The sequence below is a fragment of the Streptomyces xingningensis genome (genome assembly GCF_054957865.1).
On sequence record NZ_JBDJPF010000072.1, the window covers coordinates 1 to 22,369 of the forward strand.

Consider the following 22,369-nt stretch of genomic DNA (forward strand, 5'->3'; position numbering starts at 1 on the left):
GACCAGAAGATCGACGGGGCGAAACAGCAAGGCCCGGATTAACCAACAGGGTCCCGATGTGCCGGGCCCTTCGCGCCTGCCACGTCCTCACACCAGGGCTCTCAACTCCGGCAAGGGGCCCGGCGGACAGCACCCCGCGGCCCGGTGGACGGCCCGGGCCAGCCGCCGGGGCGTCAGCCGGTGGCCCCACAGCACGGACCGTACGCCGTACTCCCGGATCGCCATCAGCTCCGCCTCGCCCAGCTCCTCCGCGATCACCACCAGGGGCGCCCAGCTCTCCCGCACGCGGCGGCTCAGCTCGCCCCGGGCGTCGTGGTCGCGACGCCCCATGAGCAGGATCTCGACGGAGGCATCCTCCCGCACCACCCGGATCTCGTCCGAGGACCGCAACTGGCGGACGATCCTGGCCCGTCCGATCTCATCGGCGGCATGCACGCTTACCGTGATTCGCTTGTCCCACACTGGTCCGATCTTCCTTCGCTTCCCCCATGACACAACGGGAACAGCCTCGCTGACCGCGCTGAACGAACGATTGCCGATCGATCAACAGACATGCCGAAGGGCCCGCAACCGCGACGGTTACGGGCCCTTCGGCGCAGGACTCAGGACTCAGGACTCAGGCCTCAGGCCTCGGCGGAGCCGAACCGCTCCCGGTAGGACTCCAGGTCCTCCTCCGTGATCTTCGCGAACAGCACCGGCGGCACCGTGAACGGCGTGCCCTCCGGCACGAACGACAGCGAACGCGCCTCGTCCGGCGTCACCCAGCTCGCGGTGGCGTCCGGCAGCTCGAAGGCCGACCGCATCGCCGCCGCCGAGGCCGGGATGAACGGCTCGGAGACGATCGCGTAGAGGTGGATCAGGTTCATGGCCGTGCGCAGCGTCAGCGCCGCCCCGTCCGGGTTGGTCTTGATCTCCAGCCAGGGGGCCTTGGTCTCCAGGTAGGAGTTGCCCGCGCTCCACAGCGCGCGCAGTGTCTGCGCGGCCTTGCGGAACTGCAGCTCCTCCAGGTGCTCCTCGTACTCGGCCAGCAGCCGCGCGATCTCCTCGCCCAGCTCCGCCTCGGCGGCACCGGCCTCCAGACCCGCCGGGACGCTGTCACCGAAGCGCTTGCGGGAGAAGGACAGCACCCGGTTGACGAAGTTGCCCAGGGTGTCGGCGAGGTCCTTGTTCACCGAGGATGAGAACAGCTCCCAGGTGAAGGAAGTGTCGTCCGACTCCGGGGCGTTCGCCATCAGGAAGTAGCGCCAGTAGTCGGCGGGCAGCAGCTCCAGCGCCGCGTCCGTGAAGATCCCGCGCTTCTGGGAGGTGGAGAACTTCCCGCCGTAGTACGTAAGCCAGTTGAAGGCCTTGACGTAGTCGACCTTCTTCCAGGGCTCCCGGGTGCCCAGCTCGGTCGCCGGGAACATCACCGTGTGGAAGGGGACGTTGTCCTTGGCCATGAACTGCGTATAGCGGACGTCCTCGGCCCGGTACCACCACGACTTCCAGTCGCGGCTTGCAGGATCCTGATCCGCCCACTCCTTGGTCGCCCCGATGTACTCGATCGGGGCGTCGAACCAGACGTAGAAGACCTTGCCCTCGGCCGCCAGTTCCGGCCAGGTGTCCGCCGGGACCGGCACGCCCCAGTCCAGGTCACGGGTGATCGCGCGGTCGTGCAGCCCCTCGGTCAGCCACTTGCGGGCGATCGAGGACGCCAGCACCGGCCAGTCCGCACCCTGCTCGTCGATCCAGGCCTCGACCTCGCCCTGCAGCTTCGACTGCAGCAGGAACAGGTGCTTGGTCTCCCGCACCTCCAGGTCGTCGCTCCCGCTGATCGCCGAGCGGGCGTCGATCAGATCCGTGGGGTCCAGCACCCGGGTGCAGTTCTCGCACTGATCGCCGCGCGCCTTGTCGTAACCGCAGTGCGGGCAGGTGCCGACGATATAGCGGTCCGGGAGGAAGCGCCCGTCGGTGAGCGAGTACACCTGGCGGACGGCCCGCTCCTCGATGAACCCGTTCTCCTTCAGCCGCCGCGCGAAGTGCTGGGTGATCTCCCGGTTCTCCGGGGACGAGCTGCGGCCGAAGTAGTCGAACGAGAGGCTGAACCCGTCGTAGATCGCCTTCTGCGCCTCGTGCTGCTGGGCGCAGTAGGCGTCGACCGGCAGGCCCGCCTCCTTGGCGGCCAGCTCGGCCGGGGTGCCGTGTTCATCGGTGGCGCAGATGTACAGCGCCTCGCGGCCGGTCTGCCGCAGGAAGCGCGTGTACACATCCGCCGGGAGCATCGAACCCACCATGTTGCCCAGGTGCTTGATCCCGTTGATATACGGAAGGGCGCTGGTGATGAGGTGTCGAGCCATTGCCGGCTGCTCCCTGGTCGCTGCGTGGATGCTCAAAGTGATCGGTGCCTGGGTACGCCAGGCACCTTTAGCGTATCCGAGGCGACGGGGCAGCTCAGGCCCCCTGGGGCCGGGCCATCCAGGCCCGCCAGGGCCGGACGACCGTCTCCCGGTAGGTGTGGTGCGAGGGGTTGTGCCCCGCATGCCGGAACGTCCACTTCTCGGCCGCCGAGAAGTCCTCCCCGGGCTCCGAGCCCTCCCCGCACACCGCGCACTGCATGGCGTAGGTGACCGGCTCCGCGTCCGGCTCCCGATCCGGCTGGAGCGTCCACGTCCGGAACCGGAACACGCTACGAGCGCTCACTGACTCCACCTGCTCTCGGTCCTGGTGTGCTTGGTGTGCTCATCGGTTTCATCCGCCTCGGACGCCGGACGGACGGCAGCGGGCGGGCAGTACCACTCGATGCCGCCGCGGGGCGGCCGTAGCTGTACGTAACCGGCGTGGGTGTCCATGACCTGACCGAGCCGACCGGTGCGGGTGTCGATGACGTAGCTGCCGAGGGCGGGAACGGCCGGTGTGGCCTGAGCACGCGGAGGAAATTCATCGTTCACAGTCCTACTGATGCCCACTTCGGGGGCATCTGATCTGTGATCTGCCGAATACGGAGCGTAGGCTCCCAACTCCCTTGTTGTCCCATCGACTTATGGAGCGATCATCCGGTTGGTCCGACCGGCGTGCGGGCCTTTGATGCCTCAGGGGATGGGTTCGGTGTCAACGGACGACCTTGATGCCGAACCGGTGTCCCCCGAGGGCGATCCCGATGGCGCAATGCATATGTCCGTACATCTCCATGGCCCGGGCGACGGCCAGCGGGCCGAGGTCGAGAATGTCGCTCCAGCCGTAGGAGCGCAGCAGTTCGGTGGCGGCCTGCTTGGCGTCCGGGTGGTCGCCCGCGATGAACATGGTGTGGTCGCCGCCCCCGAACTCGGCCGGATCGACGACCGTTTCCTGCTCCTGGGTCACAAAGGCCTTGACCACCTTGGTGTCGGGCAGCGCCCGCTGGATCTGTTCACCGAGGCTGTCGATGTCGACCGGGTCCAGGCGCGGCATCACGCCCCAGGGGGTGGGCCAGGGGTGGGGGATGTCCGGGTTGTAGAGGTAGGGGACGGCATAGTCGATGAGCACCTTGCCGCTCAGCGCCCCCGCGTCGATGCCGCCGAGGGTGCGGGCCGCATTGGCCCCGTCGATGCCGTTGATCACCAGCGCACCGGCCGCGGCGGCCTCGCCGAAGGTGGCCAGGGTCAGCTCGGGGTGTTCGGCGAGGAACACCGGGAAGGGCGGGGTGCCCATCATGTCGGGCTCGGTACGGGCCAGCGTGGCCCCGGGATCCCGGGTACCGACGACGACCTGGTGGCCGAGTCCGGAGAGCTTGGCGGCATGGCAACGGGCACCTGCGCCGGTGCCGAGAACGGCGATCTTCATGGAGGGCTCCTTGGGGGGGGGGGTCGGTAACCGGACGAGGATGGACGGGGTATCCCTACCCTGCGGCGGTTGTTTCGTCCGGTTTTGACGTTAAGGGCCCCTTAGGACGGTGAGCGTCCTAGATGCGAGAGTTTTAGCTGGTCGTCATGGGGCGGCACGGCGCTCGCTCGGCCAACTGTCTCGTCTCGCGCCTGCGGCGCAAGGCGGCGGCTACGGGCGCGGAAGGGGCCGGGCCGAGGCCCGTTGCCGCCTGCCGGTAGCGGGTCCGCTTCGACTGCGATCGGTTTCCCTCCACGTGTCGGGCGTGAAGCGGCAGGTTTTGCAGCCCAGTTGAAGCTGGCACCACCTGGCAGGCCCCGCGACCATACTCCAGCCACAGAAGCTGCTGGCAACAACAGCAACCTGCCGATGCCGAATCCCGGCAACGGGCCTCAGTCCGCCCCTTCCGCGCCCGTAGCCGCCGCCTTGCGCCGGAGGCGCGAGATGAAACGGTCAGTCGGGTGGGTGCCATGTCGTCCCACTCGGCGACCCGCGCCCACCTCAGCCGGGCCCTTGCGCGTCAGCCCCCGAGCTCCTGCGGATCGTCGACCGCCCGGCGGGCGGAGGGTTGCGGCAACTGCCCTATACCATAGGTAAGTTAACTTTTAGTGGCTGAATTGCGACGGAGTGTGTGTGCTCTCTAGGGTTTGCGGAGGGAGTCGTCTCGGCTCTCCGCTCAGCCCGCGGCCATACGCGAAAGGAACACGCATGACCGCACTGCACGACGCGCCCACGGATGTCGGGGCACCATTGAGGGGAGGAGGCGACGCCATGACCCGCAGCACCGCTGACCGACCCCTGATCAGTGTCGAAGAGTTCGAGCAGATCGCCCGGACGGCTCCCGAGACCGTACGGCTGGAGTTCATCAACGGAAAGATCGAGGTCAAGCCGGTGCCGGACGGGTATCACGACGAGATCATCAGGTGGCTCCAGAAGCAGTGCATCCAGCATCGCCCTGACTTGTGGATGTATGGGGAGCGAGGCCTGAAGATCGAGGAGTACCGCAAGGGCCGGGCCCGTACAGACGGCTGTCTGGCCCCCGACAAACACTTCGGCGGGCAGGGAGAATGGGCTGACCCGGATGGTGTCTTGATGGCGGTCGAGGTCACTTCGCATGATGCGGACACGAACCAGCGCGACCGGGTGGACAAACCCGGAGGGTATGCCGAAGCGGGCGTCCCGCTCTACCTGCTCATCGACCGCGACAACTGCACGGTCACGGTGTACTCCGAGCCTGAAGGCGGCGAGTACCGATCCCTGACGACCCGGCCGTACGGCACACCGGTCGAGTTGCCCGACCCCGTGGGGTTCACCCTCGACACGGAAGAGCTGAAGGAGCACATGGACTGACCGGTCCCGCTTCGACCGGGGCTCGCTTCCCACGGAGACATCCGCGAAACATCTCGCCTGATACACCGCATCCTAGAAGGAAGGGGGCATATCCGGAGAAGCTCCGGGCGAGTCCCGGACGAGCTCCGGACGAGAGGAAGCGGAAAGGAAGCGGAGAGCGATGCGCGTGCTGGTCGCCGAGGACGAGGAGACGCTGGCCGAGCTGGTCGCCACCGGGCTGCGGCGGGCCGGGTTCGCGGTGGACACCGTGTACAGCGGGGATGCCGCGCTGGCCTACCTGGGACTGCATGACTATGACGTCGTCGTGCTCGATCGCGATCTGCCGCGGGTGCACGGGGACGATGTGGCCCGCAGCCTGGTCGCCGACGGGTCACGGACGCGGATCCTGATGCTCACCGCGGCGGGCAGCATGGAGGACCGGGTCGCCGGGCTGGATCTCGGCGCGGACGACTACCTGCCCAAGCCGTTTGAGTTCCCCGAGCTGATCTCGCGCGTCAGGGCGCTGCGCCGCCGCAGTGCCCGGCCCTCGCCGCCGCTGCTGGAGCGGGACGGGCTGAGCCTGGACACCGTGCGCCGGGTCGCGAGCCGGGACGGGCGGGAGCTCGACCTCTCGCCGAAGGAGTTCTCGCTGCTGCAGATCCTGCTGGAGGCGGACGGCGCGGTGGTGTCGGCCGAGGAGCTGCTGGAGCGGGCCTGGGACGCGCATGCCGACCCGTTCACCGGGGCGGTGCGGGTGGCCATGAGCAAGCTGCGCGGGAAGCTGGGCGAGCCGCAGCCGATCCGTACCGTGCAGGGCGTGGGGTACCAGCTGTGAGACGGCCGGTACTGACCGCGCGGACCCGGATCGCCGCCGCCTTCGGGGCGATCTTCCTTGTGCTGGGGACGGCCCTGCTGGTCACCGTGAATGTGCTGTCCAGGGAGGGCACCCAGGAGCGCGCCGCGACCATCGCGCGCACCGCGGTGCCGGTGGAGGCGGCCCGGCCGGGGGAGCCGCTGAGCACCACGGCGGTCTACCGGGTGTCGGGGGACGTCAGCGCCGCCGCCTCGCAGGAGCTGATCGTGTGGTCGGCGGGGGCGCTGCTGGCGACCGCGCTGCTGGCGGTCGGGGTCGGCTGGTGGACGGCGGGGCGGTTCCTCAGCCCGGTGCAGGGGGCGCTGGACAGCCAGCGGCGGTTTATCGCCAATGCCTCGCATGAGCTGCGCACCCCGCTCGCCACCCAGCGGGCGGCGATCCAGGTGGGGCTGGAAGGGCAGCCGCCCGCCGGGGAGCTGGCCCGGACCAAGGCCGTGCTGTTGGAGAGCAACCGGAAGTCGGAGCGGCTGATCGACGGGCTGCTGGTACTCGCCAACAGCGAGCGCGGGCTGGAGCGGCGGGAGCCGGTGGACCTCGCGGAGGTGGTGGCGGAGGAGGTCGCCGCGGTCGCGCCGCGCGCGGCGCGGGAGGGCGTACGGATCTCGGTACGCACCGCACCCGCGCCCATGACCGGCAACCGGGTGCTGCTGGCCCAGCTGGCCGGCAATCTGCTGCGCAACGCGGTGGGTTACAACCATCCGCAGGGGGTGGTCGAAGTTGCCGTGGGAGAGGGGCGGTTGAGCGTTGTCAACACCGGGCCGGCCGTCGCGGCCGAGGAGTTGCCCGCGCTGTTCGAGCCGTTCCGGCGGGGCGCGGGGCGGGAGCGGCTGGGTGGTGGCGCGGGGCTGGGGCTGTCGATCGTGCGGTCCATCGCGCGCGCCCATGGGGGCACGGTGAAGGCCGCCCCCAATGCCACGGGAGGCGGCCTTCGGCTGACGGTGGAGCTCCCCAGAAACGGGGCCAAGCGGAGACCGCTTAGCGGACGATTCCGGCGGTCCGGGCCTCGTTGAGCCAGGCCGGGAACTCGGCCATCAGCTCCTTGTAGAGCTGGTCGTCGGCGATGGTGTCCGGGGTGAGACCGGCATGGAAGAAGCCGGCATTGTCGACGACGCGCTTCTCCGGTACGGGCAGGGTCTCCAGCTTGCGGAGGAAGTCGAAGCCCTTGCCGCCGGGGTTACCGAAGGCCACGAACTGCCAGAAGATCGGCAGCTTGGCCGCCTCGCACAGCGCCTTCTCGGCCTCGAGCCTGCTGAACGGTCCGCCGTCGGTCTGGAAGACGACAAAGGCGGGGTCGGTGGCGCCGGAGCCCTGGTAGTGCTCGATGACGGCCCGCATGGCCAAGTGGTAGTTGGTGCGGCCCATATGGCCATAGGACTCGTGCAACTCCTGGATGCGGCCGGAGTAGTTGGTGAGGTCGAGTTCGGCGATGCCGTCGATGTCGGTGGAGAAGAAGACGACGGGCACGGTGCCGTCGTCGTCGAGGTTGGCGGAGAGGCCCAGGACCTGCTCGGCCAGGTGCTGGACGCTGCCGTTTTTGTAGTAGTCCCGCATCGAACCGGACCGGTCGAGCACCAGGTAGACGGCGGCGCGCTGCCCGGCGAGGCCCTGCTTGCGCAGCGATACGCCCGCCGCCTTGTAGAGGCTGACCAGGGCGGGGGCGGAGCGTTCCACCTTCGCCAGGCTGATCGCGGCGCCGGTGCCCATGCTGGGGGAGGGCTCGGGTTCCGGGCCGGGGGCCGGTTCCGGTTCGGGGAAGGGCCCCGGCTCGGGCATCGGCGTCGGCTGCGGCTCGGGCTCGGGGACCGGTTCATGGGGCGGCGGGCCGGGGGTGGGGATCGGGCCGAGCGGGCCGGGGTCGGGGATGCGGCCGCCGGTGGGCTGGGCCGGTACGGAGGCGGTGGCGGCGGCGCTGTCGGGTCCCGCGCTCTGCTGAGGCAGATTGGGTTCGTCGGGCCCGGCCTCCTTGGACCGGCCGAACGCGTTCCGCAGCAGGCTGCGAATGCCCATGGGGAGATGTCCTTGTCTATTGCTTGATGGGTGAAATGTCCGTAGTGCGGTGGCCAGGCTATCCCTAACGCTCTGTCAGGCGCATGCCCCCAGGATTACGTGTTACACGAAGCCATCGGAGACTCACAGATCACAGATCACAGATCACAGATCGGGGATCCAGTTGCCGTGGGCGCCCAGCGGCACTCGCACCGGCAGATGGACGCGGGCCACCGGCCCGGCCGCGAAGTCCTGGGCCGCGAGCACCACCAGGTCGGTGGCGTCGCGCTGCGGGTCATAGGCATAGGCCAGCACCCAGCCGTCGTCCTCGGCGGCCCCGGGCGCGGTGGGTACGAACACGCCCTCGCCGATGTCGCCGCCGGGCGGGACGGCGAACTCCTCGCTGGTTTCGCGTTCCAGGTCGTACTTGAGCAGCCCGATGCCCATGCCGATCCGGTCCTCGCCCACCGGCTCGTGCACGGCGTAGCCGAAGCGGTGCGCCAGGGTCAGGCGGCGGTCGTCGGTACGCGGGAACTCCATCGCGCGGTTGTCGAGCTGCCGCCGGCGCACCGTCCGGGCGGCCGGGTCCACGGTCCAGCGCTCCAGATGGGCGGACTGTTTGTCCAGGCCGTGCCGGGTGCCGTCGAAGAGCCGTGGGTAGCGGGCGAGGTGGATGGTGATCACCCCGTCCCGTTCATGGGCGTTCATGGGGTGGAAGACGAAGCAGGGGTCGATGTCCAGCCAGCGCACCTGGGCCGGGCCGCCGTCGCGGGGCAGCACTCCGAGCCGGGCGGGGCGGTCGGGGTCCCAGCCCAGCGGGGCGCGCCCCTGGGGGGCCGGGTGGAAGACCACCGGCAGGTCGTAGAGCAGGACGTGGTGCCGGGTGAGCGAGAAGTCGTGCATCATCGGCCGCCCCTCGACGGGGATGTCCACCCGGTGGCGGATGCGGCCGTCGGTGCCGGCCACCAGGTACTGGACGTACGGCCAGGCCGGGCAGTAGGCGACGGCGTGCAGCTCGCCGGTGGCCGGGTCGATGATGGTGTGCGCGGCGAACCCGCCGGGGAGAGTGCCATGGAAGTCGTACGGGCCGATGGTGTGCAGCTCCGAGTCCAGTTCATAGGGCAGGGCGCCGCCCTCGACCAGGGCGAGCAGATGCCCGGCGAACTGCTGGATGTGGGTGTTGGGCGCGAAGTCGATGTCCAGGTGGCGCGGCCCGTGCAGCACCTTCTCGCCCAGCTGCCGGGCCACCGCGTCGGAGCGCACCCAGCGGTTGCGGTACCAGGCGGCGCGGCCGTCGCGCAGCCGGACGCCGTGCACCATGCCGTCGCCGCCGAACCATACGTAGGCGGCCGGGTCCTCCACTCGCAGCGGGTTGGGGCCGTTGCGCAGATAGCGGCCGCGCAGGGTGTCCGGGATACGGCCGGTGACCGGAAGATCGATCGCGGTGATCTCTTCCTGCACGGGCGCGAAGAGACCGCTGAGGTAGGGGTTGGATTCCTTGGTGCGATCCTCGGACATGTCTGCCTTCCATCTCCGCCGGTGCGAACGGCCGGCTCCACGCGGCCGTGCACACCACCATCCGGCGGAAGAAAGCGTTCGACCAGACCACGAAGGATGTTCGACGGCCTTTTCCGGTCCGTTTCGGTGCCGGGAACTGTGTGGGAAGCCCAGGTCACCACCAGGACAAGAGCAGGGGAAGAAAAGGGGTCAGGGCAACCCTGACCACCCTTTCCGGCCTCTTAACCGGTGAGCAGCGCTCGACCGAACATGAGTACCCACCACGGGGGCAGGGAGTGAGAGACACATGGGCCTGACCAGCAGGTCACTGGTGTACACGGTGGGCTTTGCCGCCGTGCTGTGTGTGGCACTCATGGTGTGGGTCTGGCCGCGCCTGGCCAAGCGGGGTCCACTGGCCGTGCTGGGACGGCTGGGTTCGATTCTGCTGACCCAGTTGATGATCATCGCCACGGTGCTGCTGGCGGTCAACTCCAACCTCGGTTTCTTCGGCACCTGGAACCAGCTGCTGGGCCGGGTCGACAACGGTCCGGTCAACATCAACGAGGTGGGCGGCACCGGTGGCGGGTCGTACGCCACGGTCAACGAGTCCAAGGACGGGATGATCCAGCCGACCGGTGACGAGGGCCTGGGCCGGGGCGGGCTTCCGCAGGGTCCGGAGGACAAGGTCGGCAAGGTCGAATCGGTGCGCATCGTGGGCCGGGTCTCGCAGGCCCCCAACCCGGCCTATGTCTATCTGCCGCCGCAGTACTTCCAGAAGCAGTACCAGCGGGCGCGCTTCCCGGTGATGGTGATGATCAGTGGCTATCCGGGCGGCCGGAAGAGCATCGCCCAGCACCTCGAGGTGCCGCAGACGGCGACCAGGCTGCTGGGGGAGAAGAAGATGCAGCCGACCGTGATCGTGATGGTCGCGCCGACCATCGCGCCGCCGCGGGACACCGAGTGCGTGGACGTGCCGGGCGGGCCGCAGGCCGAGAGCTTCTTCACCAAGGACCTGCCCGAGGCGCTGCGGAGCACCTACCGGGTGGGTCATGACGCCACGGCATGGGGGGTGATGGGCTATTCCTCCGGTGGGACCTGCTCCCTGGAGCTCACCATGCGTGCACCGAAGGTCTACCCGGTGGCCGCCGCCCTCTCCGGTGACTACAAGCTCGGCAATGACCTGACCACCGGCAATCTCTTCGGGCACGGTGATGAGGGCAAGCAGCGCAAGCGTGAGCACGACCTCATCTGGCGCCTGGAGAACATGCCGGTGCCCGATGTCTCGGTGCTGGTCACCTCCAGCAAGAAGGGCGAGAAGAACTTCGGCGAGACGGAGAAATTCCTCAAGGCCGTCAAGGACCCGATGAAGGCCGCCCAGCTCATCCTGCCCGAGGGCAGCCATCACTTCACCACCTGGCGCCGCGAAATCGGCCCGGCGATGGAGTGGATGAGCGGCAAGCTGACCTTCCCGCAGGATGTGCAGGACAACAACAAGAAGGACAACAAGAAGACGGGCTGAGTCCGGGGCGGCGCCAGGTCTAGGTCGGGCCGCCTGCCAGTTGCTCGCCCAGCCAGGCGAACGCGGCCGGGTAGAGGGTGACCCAGGTGCGGTAGTTGTGCCCGCCCCGGTCGAGGAGCATGGTCTTCAGCCGCACCTGGCTGCCCGCGGACTCCCGCTGGAAGTCCTCGATGTACCGGGGCGGGCTGTCCCGGTCCTGCCGGGAGGTGGCGAGGAAGATCGACACCTCCGCCTTGGTGTGTCCGACCAGCCAGCTGGGGCTGTTGTGCCTGCGCAGCTCCTGGTCGGTGATCGCGCCGCCGTCGCCATTGAGCGGATCGGGGTCCAGCGCGGCGCCGGCGCCGAAGACCCTGGGGTACTGCAACGGGAGCTTCGCTGCGCAGAAGCCGCCGGTGGAAATGCCCAGCAGTCCCCAGTACTTGGGCTCGGCGGCGGTACGGAAGTGGTGCCGGACGAGTTCCGGTACGTCCGAGGCCAGCCAGGTGGCGACCTTGCGGCCGCGGATGTCGGAGCAGCCGGTGTCGACGCCGCCGGGGTTGATGATCGGCACGGCGAGGATGAACGGGCGGGTGGTGCCCTCCCGCAGCAGCCTGCGGTAGGCGCCGGGCATCTTGCCCTGTTCCATCCAGGACTGGGGCGAGCCGGGCACGCCGTGCAGCAGGACCACGACCGGGAACGGGGTGTGCCGGTACCTGGGGTCGTCGTACTGCGGCGGGGTCCAGACCATGACCTGGCCGGAGAGCGCCGAGCGGGAGCCGTGGAAGTAGGTCTCCTGCAGGCCGTTGTCGGCCCGGGTGAACTTGGCGCGCTGCACCGGTGGGCCGGGCATCGACACCGGGCCGGTGCCGCCGGTCTTGCCCAGCAGATCGTCCCAGGAGGCGTAGAGCCCGTAACTGGTGTTGATCCACACGGCGACCACACAGATGGCGGTCGCCTGGCAGAGCCCGATCAGCAGGATCCGGGTCAGCCAGCGGACCGGGTGCGGACCCGGGATCCTCGCCCAGAGCAGCAGGGTGGCCAGTACGGCCAGCACGGTTACCGCGATGAGCAGGGCGAAGAACGCGGTGCCGGTGAGGCTGAGAGTCATCCCGCTGTGCGCTCCCTATGGTTCGGCGGTCCGGCGGCGGACGGCACGGCCGACCATAACGAGAGAGAGCGGAGGTGTTGGGGGTATTGCAGGACGAGAACCCGGATGGGCCGTCAAGTGGTCAAATCCGCCTGTTTCATTGCCACAGTGCAATCAACCTCAAGTCAACCTCAGACTTTCGATCGATCCATAGTGTCGCCACCTGAACACGGGTAGTTTCCTGGCCAGGGCAGTCCGAGCCATCGGATGGTCGTCTGGGAGGCGTGATGGAGTCCATGTCGCGCAAGGATAGAAAGACAGTTGTCGTTCTCACTCTCATTGTGATCGCGATTGTCTGCTACCTGATCGGCAATATTCAGCCCTAACCGGAACGGCGCATAGCGACAAAGGACACGACGCGGCCGCGGGCGGGAGGCCCTGACGGCCGCGATTCGTCTGCCGATTCGCCGCCGGGCGGCGTCAGTTGAACGGCGACACCTGCAGGCACACCGAGGTGATGGCGCAGGAGAACAGCAGCTCGTCGTCCTGGCGGCCGGTGACCCGGGTGACAAACGCCCCGGTGGCGTCCGGCTTGCCCCGCTCGGCCTCGATCCAGCAGGGGCTGCTCAGCTCGGCGTAGCGGTGGAAGGCGCTGGTGAGGGCGATCGGGGTGGCGGGGGTGGCGGGATCGAGCGCATTGACCGCCTGCCGGCCGGCCTCCAGCAGCACCATCCCCGGGATGTGGTCCACCGGGTGGTCGAACAGGATCGGGTGCCGCACATCGGCCCGCAGCTGCCAACGCCCGGGCCGTGCGGGGCCGTCGGCGGCGGCCAGCACCACATCGAAGGCCGAGGCCCGGCCGACGTGCTGCGGGAAGACCGGGGAGCCGAGCGCCGTGGGGGCGCTCGCCAGCCGGTCGCCGCGCAGTCGGCGGTAGACGGCGGGTGAGGTGCAGGTGAAGGCGGCGCTGCCGGTGGCGGCGACCTGGCCGTCGCGGCGGATGACGACGTCGTAGCGCATGCCCGCGAAGGCCCGGCCGCGGTGCTGGATGTCGGAGCAGACCACTTCCAACTCCAGCTCCGCCGGGGTGAATCCGACCTCGAGGTGCTCCGGGGAGGTCGTGTAGTCGAGGTGCCACATCAGGAACTGGTGGCCGAGCGGGACGCCGAACTCGGCGTGCGCGAGCAGTGAGCCGATCTGCCGCACGGTCTCGGCTATCAGCATCGGGTCGTGCTGGGTGCCGTGCACCGGGGTGAAGAAGCTGTGGCCGCGCGGCCATTGGGCGGAGACCTTGAAGTGCGAGTCGTCCACCCGCTGCCAGCCGGTCAGCAGCACCTCGGCGACGGCGGCGCGGTGGACGAACTCTCGGGGCACGGTGGTGGTCAGCCGCGGAGTGGCGGGTGCCGGCTGAACGGAGGTACGGGTCATGGACATTGCTCCCCCATTGAAGTCGCTGACTGGACAGATCGAGGTGCAGCGGTACAGGCCGGACGAACGTGGCCCGTCGGCCGTAAAGATACGTACCAACCGGTTTTCTTTTCAAGTGGCATAGACGCCCTTAACCCGGCTCTGGCGCGTAACACACCGAAATCTAACGGGCCGGTTGGTCCGTCATGACGGCACGAAACGCCCATGTGACGCAGCTCTCCCTTGCTGAGATCCAGACCGGACGGTTTTATTTGAGCAAGCTTGACCTGTATCCGCTGCGAGGGGGGCTCATCCATGGCCGAACGGCTGCGTCAACTGCGGCTGGCCGCCGTCAACATCGACGGCGTCATGCTCAACGACACCTTCAGTCCGGTGATCCACCATTTTGTCACCAGCCGCGGCGGTGCCTACACCGCCGGGGTGGAGCGCGAGATCTTCTCCCAGTCCCAGCGCACCGCCGCCCGGGCGCTGGCCCGGGCCGCGGGCGGCCGGTGGAGCGTGGCGGAGACGCTCGCACTCTACTTCCGGGAGCGCGAGGCCCACCTGGAGCGGGACCCGGTGCGGATGCTCGACGGCGCCGTGGAACTCCTGCACCGGCTGCGCGGGCTGGGGCTGCGCACGGTCTGCTACGGCGGGCTGGACGAGAGCCACTTCAAGCGCCATCTGGGGGACCACGGCCGGCTCTTCGACGGGCCCGGCTATGTCTGCACCGATGCCTTTCGGCCGGGCATCAAGGAGATCACCACCGAGGTCTTCCGGCTCCGCTACGACCAGGTGCTCTTCATCGACGATGTGGCCAGGGTCGGCGAGGCCGCCCGGGAGCTGGATGTCGCCTTCATCGGCCACCCCAGCGGCTTCCCCCATGGCCACCAGGGCGAACTCATGCGCGGCGCGGGCGTGCGGCACATCGCCGGATCCCTGGACGCCATTGACGAGGCCCTGTTGCGCACTCTCGACGACGAGGCCGCGGCCGGCGTCGTATGGTCGAACTCCGGTGCACTTCCCGGCACGGTGAGTGAAATGGAGCGTTCCAGCGGTGGCGTCGATGTCTGAGAAGATGTCCGAAAGCAAGCTCTTGCAGGACAAGGTCGTGCTCATCACCGGGGCCAGCAGTGGCATCGGTGCCGCCGCCGCGCGGGTGTTCGCGCGCGAGGGCGCCACGGTGGTGCTCGCCGCCCGGCGCGAGGACCGGCTTCGCGCGCTGGCGGCGGAGCTGCGCGCGGCGGGCGCCGAGGCCGCGTACGCGGTGACGGATGTGACCCGGCGCGCGGACACCGCGGTCGCCGTCGCGCTGGCCGTGGAGCGGTACGGACGGCTGGACTCCGCTTTCAACAACGCCGGTTGGGGCGCGGGGCGCAGCCCGTTGCACCTGATGGACGACGAGCTGTACGACCGCATCATGGACGTCAACGTCCGCGGGGTGTGGAACTGCCTGCGGGACGAGATCACCGCCATGACCGCGGCCGGCTCCGGCGGCACCATCGTCAATGTCAGCAGTGTCGGCGGCCTGTTCGCGACCCCGGTCGCCGCGCCCTATGTGGCCGCCAAGCATGCGGTGATCGGGCTGACCAAGGCCGCCGCCGCGGAGTACGCGGCCCAGGGGATACGGGTGAACTGCCTGGCCCCCGGCACCACGCGCACCGAGGTGGTGGAGGAGTGGTTCGCCGCGATGCCCGGGATCGAGGAGGCGCTGCACCAGGCGCAGCCGCAGCCGCGGACCGCGGAGCCGGCGGAGGTGGCCCAGGCCGCGGCCTGGCTGCTGAGCGACCGGGCGCCCTTTGTCACCGGTGCGACACTGCCGGTCGACGGAGGTTTCACAATAGTGTGACGCCCGTGCGGTTGCGCCGGAAATCCGGTTAGGATACGTACTCGCCGGTTTTATTTTCTGGGGAGCAAGCGGCAGACAACAGCCAGCGGGGCCCGCACCACCGGTACTCGTATGGGCGGGCTAGTGATTCGGAGGCAGACCGTGGCAAAGCAGGACCGTGCGATAAGGACTCGCCAAGCCATCCTGGAAGCGGCCGCGGTGGTGTTCGACGAACGGGGCTATGACGCCGCCACCATCACCGAGATACTTTCCCGGGCCGAAGTGACCAAGGGGGCCCTGTACTTCCACTTCGCCTCCAAGGAGGACCTCGCGCTGGCCGTCATCGACGCACAGGTGACAGACTCTCCGCTGGTTCCCGAACTTCCCATGACCTCCAAGATGCAGCAACTGGTCGACATGGGCATGGTCTTCGCCCACCGGCTGATGGACGACGCGCTGCTGCGCGGCAGCGTCCGGCTCACCCTGGAGCACAGCTCGACCAACCTCAACCGGGCCGGGCCGTTCCATGGTTGGACCCAGCTGCACACCCGCGTCCTCGCCGAGGGCAAGGAGCGCGGCGAGGTGCTGCCGCATGTGGTGCCCTCGGACACCGCGGAGCTGATCGTCGGCTCGTACGCGGGCATCAACGCGATGTCGCAGGCGGTCACCGGGCGGGCCGACCTCGAGCGCCGGGCCATTGTGCTGTACGAGCATGTGATGCCCAGCGTGGCCGTGCCGTCCGTGCTGGCCCGGCTCGACATGGCCCCCGGGCGCGGTGCCCGCGCGCTGGCCGAGGCCGAGCGGCTGCGCAAGTGCGGCGCGGGCGAGGCGCCCGCCGGGCTGCCGCTGACGCCCGCTTCCGCCGGAGTCTGACCGCCGGTCTGCCGGCCCCGCCCCGTACGGACCCCAAGCTGCCCGGCCCGTACGGGGTTTCGCATGTTCCGGGGGTTCCGCCGGTCGTTCCCGGCGGTCAGGTGTGGCCGTGCGGCAGCAGGACGCCGACCGGGCACGGGCCCAGCGTCCCGGTGGGCTTGAGCTGGCCCGTGGAGGCCACCTCGGGCAGCAGCAGCCGCCAGAAGCCGGCCAGCCAGTTGCTGGCCGCGTCATGGGGGCCGTCCGTCTCGCAGAGCGCGGGCGCCTCGGGCCTGGAGCGCACCAGGAGTTCGGTGCCCGTGGTCATCGTCAGGGCCAGGGCCGTGACCGTGCGCGCGTCGGGGCCGGGGGCGAGGCTGCGGTCGGCCGCCGCCCGCTGCAGGACGCCCTCCAGGATCTCCAGCCAGGTCAGAAAGCAGTCGTGCGCGGAGTCCCGCGAGATGCCGAGCTCCCGGGAGAGCCGCACGCCGGCCCTGACCACCGTGTGGTGCTGGAGCAGATGGGCCAGCACATGGGTCATGTCGATCAGTATCTGCAGCGCCGGGGTGCCGCCGCGCTCCTCCAGGGTGCCCAGTGCGGTGCGCGAGGTCTCACAGGCCAACGACTGGACGGCCCGGGCCAGTTCGGCTTTGGTGGAGAAGTGGAAGGACAGGGCGCCCTTGGTCACCCCGGCCGCCTCGCTGATCGCATTGAGCGAGGCACGTTCGTAGCCGACCTGGTCGAACACCTCGGCAGCCGCGGTCACCAGTGCGCTTCGGGTGCGTTCGGCCCTTTCCTGCTTTGCCACGAGCTACCTCGACCGTGTCGTAGGGGGGCCGTGGGACTGCGGCGACCCGCGTCCGGAGCACGACCTTCGATCAACATTAAAACCAACCTGTCGGTATTGTAGTGCCGCCTCCGGCGATTCCCTAGTGATGTGCGCCTCGTGAGGGGCCGTCCGACGATGGTCGTCTACCCGCCCCAGGGGTCAAGTATGCGCAGGTGAAGGGCTGTTATCCAGGGAAATCACAGCCAAGGTTGAGCAATTGCCCTGTAACTGAGTGTAGCCAGTCGTTTGTTGACAAACAGTCGAGGCGGTTTGTTATTGTCCTGGTCGCAGCGCGAGGCGGGGCGCGGTCTGCGGCTCGAGCAATCATCAGCGGCTCTTCCCGCCGTTCGCCGAGCCGCATCCATCCAACGGACAACCCCCACACCCCCCACACATCCGAACCGACCTCCTCCACGACTCAGGCGAAACCGGAATTGGGAGATCGCTGTGCGTGTACTCGTTGTTGAAGATGATGCTGCTGTTGCCGAGTCCTTGGTCCGGGGTCTGAAACGACACGGCTATGAGCCCTATCGCGTAGGCACCGGAAGGGAAGCCCTGGCGGAGTACCGGCAGGCCGAGCTGGTGCTGCTCGACCTCGAACTCCCCGACGTGGACGGCCTGGAGGTCTGCCGGGGCATACGCGAGGCATCCGACACCCCGATCATCGCCGTCACCGACGGGGACACGGAGCTGGACCGGGTCCTGGGCCTCCAGGCGGGCTCCGACGACTGCATGGTCAAGCCCTATGGCTTCCGTGAACTCGTCGCCCGCATCGAGGCCGTGATGCGCCGCTCCCGGCCCCGCCCCGCGCCGACCCGGGCGATCACCCACGGCCCGCTGCGCATCGACCCGGAGATCCGTGAGGTGCGGCTCTGCGAGGAGCTGGTCACGCTCACCCGCAAGGAGTTCGACCTGCTGCACCTGCTGGCCTCGCAGCCGGGGAAGGTGGTCTCCCGGAAGCAGCTGATGTCCAAGGTCTGGCAGGACGACTGGTCCCGGGCCGGCCGGACGATCGACACTCATGTCAGCACGCTGCGCAACAAGTTGGGTGCCAGCTCCTGGATCATCACGGTACGGGGCATCGGCTTCCGCATGGGGCACGGCGGGCCGCTGGCGGCCGTCGCCGCCTGAGCCGTCCCGGCCGCCCGAGCCGCCCCCGCCCGAGCCGTCCTTGCCTGCCGTTTCTGTCCAAGCTGTCCTTGCCCGAACTGTCCTTGCCCGAACTGTCGTTGTCCGAGCTGTCGTTGTCCGCCGGGCGGGCCGGAGCCTCCGGCCCGCCCGGCGTCGCTACGCCCGTCCGCTCAGCGTCTGCCGCACATCCCCCTCGTGGTAGTACGTCCGCCCGCCGCTGCTCCGCCGCCGCCAGCCCCGTTCGCTGGCGTGCCGGTAGACGCTGCCCGGCGCCACCCGCCACAGCCGGGCGATGTCCGCCGCGCTCAGCCACTGCGCCGCGCCACCCGGCGGAGCCGCACCTTGGGCCCCGGTGCTCATCCGGCGGCGCAGCCGGGTCCATTCATGGCCCAGCCAGCGGTGCCCGGAATCGGCGTCACAAGTGATCTCCGCGGGCTGCTCGGGGCTCTGCGGGCGCACATAGGCGGTGAGCCGGCCCGTGCAGTCTGCTTCCACGCAGTCGCCCACCGGCACCTTGCGCAGCGGCGAGGGATGGGCCACCCGGCGGGCGGTGCGCGCCAACCTGGCGATCTCGGCGCTCACTTCGCCCGCCGCGGGGTGTGCGGCGAGCCAGTGGGTGTGCCGGTGGAGGAAGGCCGCCAGGGTGTCGGGCGAGCGGCGGGGCGGGGTGATCCGCCGCTCGGCGGCCACCAGCCCGCTCCAGGAGCCGAGCACACCGAGGATCGCCGCCCGTGCCTCCGCCGCCGCCGCGTTGAACGGCATGCCCGGCAGCGGCCCGCCGGAGGTCTTGTCGCGCGGCTGGTCGCTGCCGCCCAGCAGGCGGCCGCACTCGGCGTGCAGCACGGGCAGGGCGGCGAGGTCCGCGGCCAGGTCGTCGCGGCAGACCGGGCAGAGCCGCTGGCGGACGGACGAGGGGCGGCGGCCCTGCCCGGTGGTCTCGCGCCGACGGCAGCCCGCCCCCGGGCAGAGCGCGGTGGCGGTGCGGCTCCCGGTGCGGGTGGGTGCGTTCATCAGGGTTTTCCTTCGTGGATACCCCCGGCTTCAGCCGGGAGAGGAAACGAAGCTCCCGCGTGAGCGGGGCAGGGACAGCCGATTCGCCGCCAGAGCGGCACGGCGTACACCAAAACCGCTGGTGAGGAACACTACGCAGAGCAATCGGGCTCAACTGTCAGTCCTCCCAGGTAGGTTCGGATGCATGACGACAGAAGCGACCACGGAGGCGACCGGTCATTGCCGGTACACCTACCGTCTGCGCCTGTCGTCCACGGCGCGGCGGTCGCTCGAAGCCGAGTGGGACCGTGCGCGGTGGGTCTGGAATGAGTGCGTCGCCAAGTCCAAGGCCGTCCACCGGCACAACCGGGCGACCGGGGAGAAGATCACGTGCGGTCCGGTGCAGCTCGCGGCGATGCTGACGGAGGCCCGCGCCCGTACGCCGTGGCTGCGGGAAGGCGCCTGCGTTCCGCAGCAACAGTTGATACGTGACTTCGGCAAGTCCCGTGCCAAGGCCCTCAAGGACATCAAGGCCGGGTTGCCGATGCGGCAGCGTGCCGGGATGCCGAAGTACAAGAAGAAGCGCGAGGCGCTGCCCACCCTCGAATACACCAAGCGCGGCTTCCGTCTCAAGGACGGCCATCTGCATCTGGCGGGCGGGATCCTGGCACGGCCGGTGTGGTCGCGGGAACTGCCCAAGGCACCCTCGTCGGTGCGCGTATACCGGGATGCGGTGGGTCACTGGTGGGCGTCCTTCGTCGTCCCGGCCGTGACCGAACAGCTTCCCGCTACCGGCCGTGTGATCGGCATCGATTGGGGTGTGAAGGAGACCGCGACCACCACCAGCGACGACCATGACCTTCCGCATGCCCAGCACGGGCGTACGGCTGCGCAGAAGCTCGCCCGGTACCAGCGGACGATGGCGAGGCGGAAACCCGCGAAGGGGCAGGCCGCATCCAAGGGCTACCGGGAAGCGAAGCGGCAGACGGCGAAGCTGCACCGCAAGGTGGCCGCCCAGCGGCAGGAAACCGGCCGCAAGTGGGCCAAGAAGGTCGTGCGCGACCACGACGCATTGGCGGTGGAGGACTTCCGGCCGAAGTTCCTCGCGAAGACCACCATGGCGCGGAAGGCCGCTGACGCGGCGATCGGTGCGACGAAGAAGGCCCTGGTCGAGATGGGCCGCAAGCACGGCCGTGCCGTGCACCTGGTACACCCCGCGCACACCACGATGGACTGTGCGCAGTGCGGAGCGAGAACCAAGCACGCACTACCTCTTTCCGAACGAACGTATACCTGCACCGTGTGCGGAGCCGTCTCGCCGAGAGACAAGAACTCCGCCCGCGTGATGCTGGTCCGGGCTGGTCTTCAACCCGGCTGGTGCTGATCGTGTAAGACCTGCACCCCCGCCGGGGGTCAGGCAACGTGAGCTAGGAATCCCCCTCGTTCACGAGGGGGAGGAGTCAACTTCTCTCTCCACTGTCCGCGGGCGCTGTCAGGGGCCCGACCGTATTCCCGGACCGGCCGGTGAATGTGGCAATTGACGTAGTCCTGACGTGACTTTGTCGAACATTGTCGACTTGACATTCGTCTGACGTGAAGTTGTCGAAGGGTTGAGCAGCCCCTGCTTGAGATCTCACACGGCGCCGAAGAAGCTATTGATTAGCGTCCGATGAATTGTGTTCCGGTTCGGGCAGGATCTGGCGCGAAAATTCCCCACCACTACCGAGGAGAGGCAGATGGACGCTTCAGTGATAGTCGTCGGCGCCGGCCCCGCAGGGCTGATGCTCGCCGGTGAATTGCGGCTCGCAGGGGTCGGTGTCACGGTCCTCGAACGGCTGCCTGCGCCCACCGGGGAATCTCGTGGCCTTGGCTTCACCGCACGGACCATGGAGGTTTTCGATCAGCGCGGACTGCTCTCCCGGTTCGGCGAGATCGAGACAAGTAATCTCGGCCATTTCGGCGGTCTGCCGGTTGATTTTGGAATTCTTGAGGGTGCCCACTTCGGTGCGAAGGGAGTGCCCCAGGCCCGTACCGAGGAAATGCTGGGCCAGTGGGCGCTGGATGTCGGCGCCGATATCCGGCGGGGCTGGACACTGACCGGTCTGGAAGACACCGGCGATGCCGTCGTGGCCACCGTCACGGATGCGGATGGCACCGAGCGGACGCTTACCGCCGATTATCTGGTGGGCTGTGACGGCGGCCGCAGCGCCGTACGGAAACTGGCCGGATTCGACTTTCCCGGCACGGCCTCCAGCATGGAGATGTTCCTTGCCGATGTGCGCGGCTGTGAGATCAAACCGCGGCCGATCGGCGAGAGCGTGCCCGGCGGCATGGTGATGGCCGGCGCGCTGGGCGACGGCATCGACCGCATTGTGGTCTGTGAGCGCGGCACCCCGCCGCAGCGCCGCACCGAGGCGCCGACCTTCGAGGAAGTGGCCGCCGCCTGGCAGCGGTTGACCGGGCAGGACATCAGCCATGGCACCCCGGTGTGGGTGAGCGCCTTTGGCGACGCCACCCGGCAGGTGACCGAGTACCGCAAGGGCCGGGTCATCCTGGCCGGCGACGCCGCGCACATCCATCTGCCGGCCGGCGGCCAGGGCATGAACACCAGCATTCAGGACGCGGCCAACCTCGGCTGGAAGCTGGCCGCCGTGGTCCGGGGCCGGGCCGGGCTCGAACTGCTGGACACGTACCACGGCGAGCGCCACCCGGTGGGCGCCCGGCTGCTGATGAACACCCGCGCCCAGGGCCTGCTGTTCCTCAGCGGCGACGAGGTGCAGCCGCTGCGCGATGTGCTCGCCGAGCTCATCCGCTACGAGGACGTCAGCCGCCATCTGGTGGGCATGGTCAGCGGGTTGGAGATCCGCTACGCCGTGGCCGAGGGCACCCATCCGCTGCTCGGCCGCCGGATGCCGCGGCTCGAGCTGGTCACCGACGGCGACACCAAGACCAGCAGCACCGAGCTGCTGCACGAGGCCCGTGGCCTCCTCCTGGACTTCACCGGCGACGCGGCACTGCACGCGACCGCCGCCGACTGGTCGGACCGCGTGGACGTGGTGACCGGCACCCCGCTCGGCACCGGCCCCGAGGGCGTCCTCGGCGGCACCTCGGCCGTGCTGATCCGTCCCGACGGGTACGTCGCCTGGACTGCGCCCGGCACGGCGGACGAGCTGTCCACGGCCCTGCGGCGCTGGTTCGGCAACCCCCGAAATGGAGAGAAGTGA

General features: G+C 69.1%; 20 protein-coding genes and 1 pseudogene. 10 read left to right on the plus strand and 11 right to left on the minus strand.

Annotated features, from left to right (window positions below; genetic code table 11):
- Positions 1 to 87: 87 nt before the first annotated feature.
- The 5 genes from ABCR83_RS28055 to ABCR83_RS28075 all read right to left on the minus strand — a co-directional run bounded on the left by ABCR83_RS28055 (position 88) and on the right by ABCR83_RS28075 (position 3,798).
- Positions 88 to 435 (minus strand): DNA-binding response regulator, encoded by a 348-nt coding sequence (locus ABCR83_RS28055; protein WP_462698012.1) that lies wholly within the window; start codon positions 433 to 435, stop codon positions 88 to 90.
- A 188-nt stretch (positions 436 to 623) separates the two neighbouring features.
- Positions 624 to 2,336: a methionine--tRNA ligase gene (gene metG, locus ABCR83_RS28060; RefSeq protein ID WP_462698013.1), complete on the minus strand. Its 1,713-nt coding sequence runs from the start codon at positions 2,334 to 2,336 to the stop codon at positions 624 to 626.
- A gap of 94 nt (positions 2,337 to 2,430) precedes the next feature.
- Positions 2,431 to 2,679, minus strand: coding sequence for a DUF7848 domain-containing protein (locus ABCR83_RS28065; RefSeq protein WP_462698014.1), 249 nt, complete (start codon positions 2,677 to 2,679; stop codon positions 2,431 to 2,433).
- Entirely contained in the window at positions 2,676 to 2,927 is a 252-nt protein-coding gene (locus ABCR83_RS28070) for a hypothetical protein (protein WP_462698015.1), read from the minus strand. Before ABCR83_RS28070 ends, ABCR83_RS28065 begins: the two co-directional genes overlap by 4 nt.
- A 160-nt stretch (positions 2,928 to 3,087) precedes the next feature.
- Positions 3,088 to 3,798: an NADPH-dependent F420 reductase gene (locus ABCR83_RS28075; RefSeq protein WP_462698016.1), complete on the minus strand. Its 711-nt coding sequence runs from the start codon at positions 3,796 to 3,798 to the stop codon at positions 3,088 to 3,090.
- A gap of 810 nt (positions 3,799 to 4,608) precedes the next feature.
- On the opposite strand from ABCR83_RS28075, the gene ABCR83_RS28080 reads away from it, so the two are divergent.
- The 3 genes from ABCR83_RS28080 (at position 4,609) to ABCR83_RS28090 (ending at position 7,050) form a co-directional block, all read left to right on the plus strand.
- Positions 4,609 to 5,187: a Uma2 family endonuclease gene (locus ABCR83_RS28080; RefSeq protein WP_462698017.1), complete on the plus strand. Its 579-nt coding sequence runs from the start codon at positions 4,609 to 4,611 to the stop codon at positions 5,185 to 5,187.
- Between the two features lie 160 nt (positions 5,188 to 5,347).
- Positions 5,348 to 6,001: a response regulator transcription factor gene (locus tag ABCR83_RS28085; protein ID WP_462698018.1), complete on the plus strand. Its 654-nt coding sequence runs from the start codon at positions 5,348 to 5,350 to the stop codon at positions 5,999 to 6,001.
- Positions 5,998 to 7,050, plus strand: a complete 1,053-nt coding sequence (locus ABCR83_RS28090; RefSeq protein WP_462698019.1) for a sensor histidine kinase — start codon at positions 5,998 to 6,000, stop codon at positions 7,048 to 7,050. The genes ABCR83_RS28085 and ABCR83_RS28090 overlap by 4 nt, the downstream gene beginning before the upstream one ends.
- Here the strand turns inward: ABCR83_RS28090 and ABCR83_RS28095 are convergent.
- Positions 7,016 to 8,047: a vWA domain-containing protein gene (locus ABCR83_RS28095; protein ID WP_462698020.1), complete on the minus strand. Its 1,032-nt coding sequence runs from the start codon at positions 8,045 to 8,047 to the stop codon at positions 7,016 to 7,018. The genes ABCR83_RS28090 and ABCR83_RS28095 overlap by 35 nt on opposite strands.
- A gap of 144 nt (positions 8,048 to 8,191) precedes the next feature.
- Positions 8,192 to 9,544: a carotenoid oxygenase family protein gene (locus ABCR83_RS28100; RefSeq protein WP_462698021.1), complete on the minus strand. Its 1,353-nt coding sequence runs from the start codon at positions 9,542 to 9,544 to the stop codon at positions 8,192 to 8,194.
- A gap of 286 nt (positions 9,545 to 9,830) precedes the next feature.
- Between ABCR83_RS28100 and ABCR83_RS28105 the strand changes: the two genes are divergently transcribed.
- A complete protein-coding gene (locus ABCR83_RS28105) occupies positions 9,831 to 11,042 on the plus strand; it encodes an alpha/beta hydrolase (RefSeq protein WP_462698022.1) in 1,212 nt (403 codons plus the stop codon).
- Positions 11,043 to 11,061: 19 nt separating this feature from the next.
- Here the strand turns inward: ABCR83_RS28105 and ABCR83_RS28110 are convergent, their stop codons facing one another.
- Positions 11,062 to 12,129, minus strand: a complete 1,068-nt coding sequence (locus tag ABCR83_RS28110; RefSeq protein WP_462698023.1) for an alpha/beta hydrolase — start codon at positions 12,127 to 12,129, stop codon at positions 11,062 to 11,064.
- A gap of 459 nt (positions 12,130 to 12,588) precedes the next feature.
- Positions 12,589 to 13,536, minus strand: coding sequence for a ScbA/BarX family gamma-butyrolactone biosynthesis protein (locus ABCR83_RS28115; RefSeq protein ID WP_462698024.1), 948 nt, complete (start codon positions 13,534 to 13,536; stop codon positions 12,589 to 12,591).
- A gap of 294 nt (positions 13,537 to 13,830) precedes the next feature.
- Here ABCR83_RS28115 and ABCR83_RS28120 point away from each other — a divergent pair, with 294 nt between their 5' ends.
- The 3 genes from ABCR83_RS28120 to ABCR83_RS28130 all read left to right on the plus strand — a co-directional run bounded on the left by ABCR83_RS28120 (position 13,831) and on the right by ABCR83_RS28130 (position 16,216).
- The gene (locus ABCR83_RS28120) at positions 13,831 to 14,589 is read left to right on the plus strand and encodes an HAD family phosphatase (protein WP_462698025.1); all 759 of its coding nucleotides are present in this window, start codon (positions 13,831 to 13,833) and stop codon (positions 14,587 to 14,589) included.
- Positions 14,582 to 15,364: an SDR family NAD(P)-dependent oxidoreductase gene (locus ABCR83_RS28125; RefSeq protein WP_462698026.1), complete on the plus strand. Its 783-nt coding sequence runs from the start codon at positions 14,582 to 14,584 to the stop codon at positions 15,362 to 15,364. Before ABCR83_RS28120 ends, ABCR83_RS28125 begins: the two co-directional genes overlap by 8 nt.
- Before the next feature lie 141 nt (positions 15,365 to 15,505).
- Positions 15,506 to 16,216 (plus strand): ScbR family autoregulator-binding transcription factor, encoded by a 711-nt coding sequence (locus ABCR83_RS28130; protein WP_462698027.1) that lies wholly within the window; start codon positions 15,506 to 15,508, stop codon positions 16,214 to 16,216.
- A 97-nt stretch (positions 16,217 to 16,313) separates the two neighbouring features.
- On the opposite strand, the gene ABCR83_RS28135 is transcribed toward ABCR83_RS28130, so the two are convergent.
- Entirely contained in the window at positions 16,314 to 17,003 is a 690-nt protein-coding gene (locus tag ABCR83_RS28135; protein WP_462698028.1) for a ScbR family autoregulator-binding transcription factor, read from the minus strand.
- A gap of 468 nt (positions 17,004 to 17,471) precedes the next feature.
- On the opposite strand from ABCR83_RS28135, the gene ABCR83_RS28140 reads away from it, so the two are divergent.
- A complete protein-coding gene (locus tag ABCR83_RS28140; RefSeq protein WP_462698029.1) occupies positions 17,472 to 18,155 on the plus strand; it encodes a response regulator transcription factor in 684 nt (227 codons plus the stop codon).
- A gap of 156 nt (positions 18,156 to 18,311) precedes the next feature.
- Here the strand turns inward: ABCR83_RS28140 and ABCR83_RS28145 are convergent, their stop codons facing one another.
- Entirely contained in the window at positions 18,312 to 19,166 is an 855-nt protein-coding gene (locus ABCR83_RS28145; protein ID WP_462698030.1) for a hypothetical protein, read from the minus strand.
- 184 nt (positions 19,167 to 19,350) lie between these two features.
- On the opposite strand from ABCR83_RS28145, the pseudogene ABCR83_RS28150 reads away from it, so the two are divergent.
- Together ABCR83_RS28150 and ABCR83_RS28155 are read left to right on the plus strand one after the other, a co-directional pair.
- Positions 19,351 to 20,554, plus strand: a pseudogene (locus ABCR83_RS28150) (RNA-guided endonuclease InsQ/TnpB family protein); the annotation flags it as partial.
- A 327-nt stretch (positions 20,555 to 20,881) separates the two neighbouring features.
- A complete protein-coding gene (locus ABCR83_RS28155) occupies positions 20,882 to 22,369 on the plus strand; it encodes an FAD-dependent monooxygenase (protein WP_462698031.1) in 1,488 nt (495 codons plus the stop codon).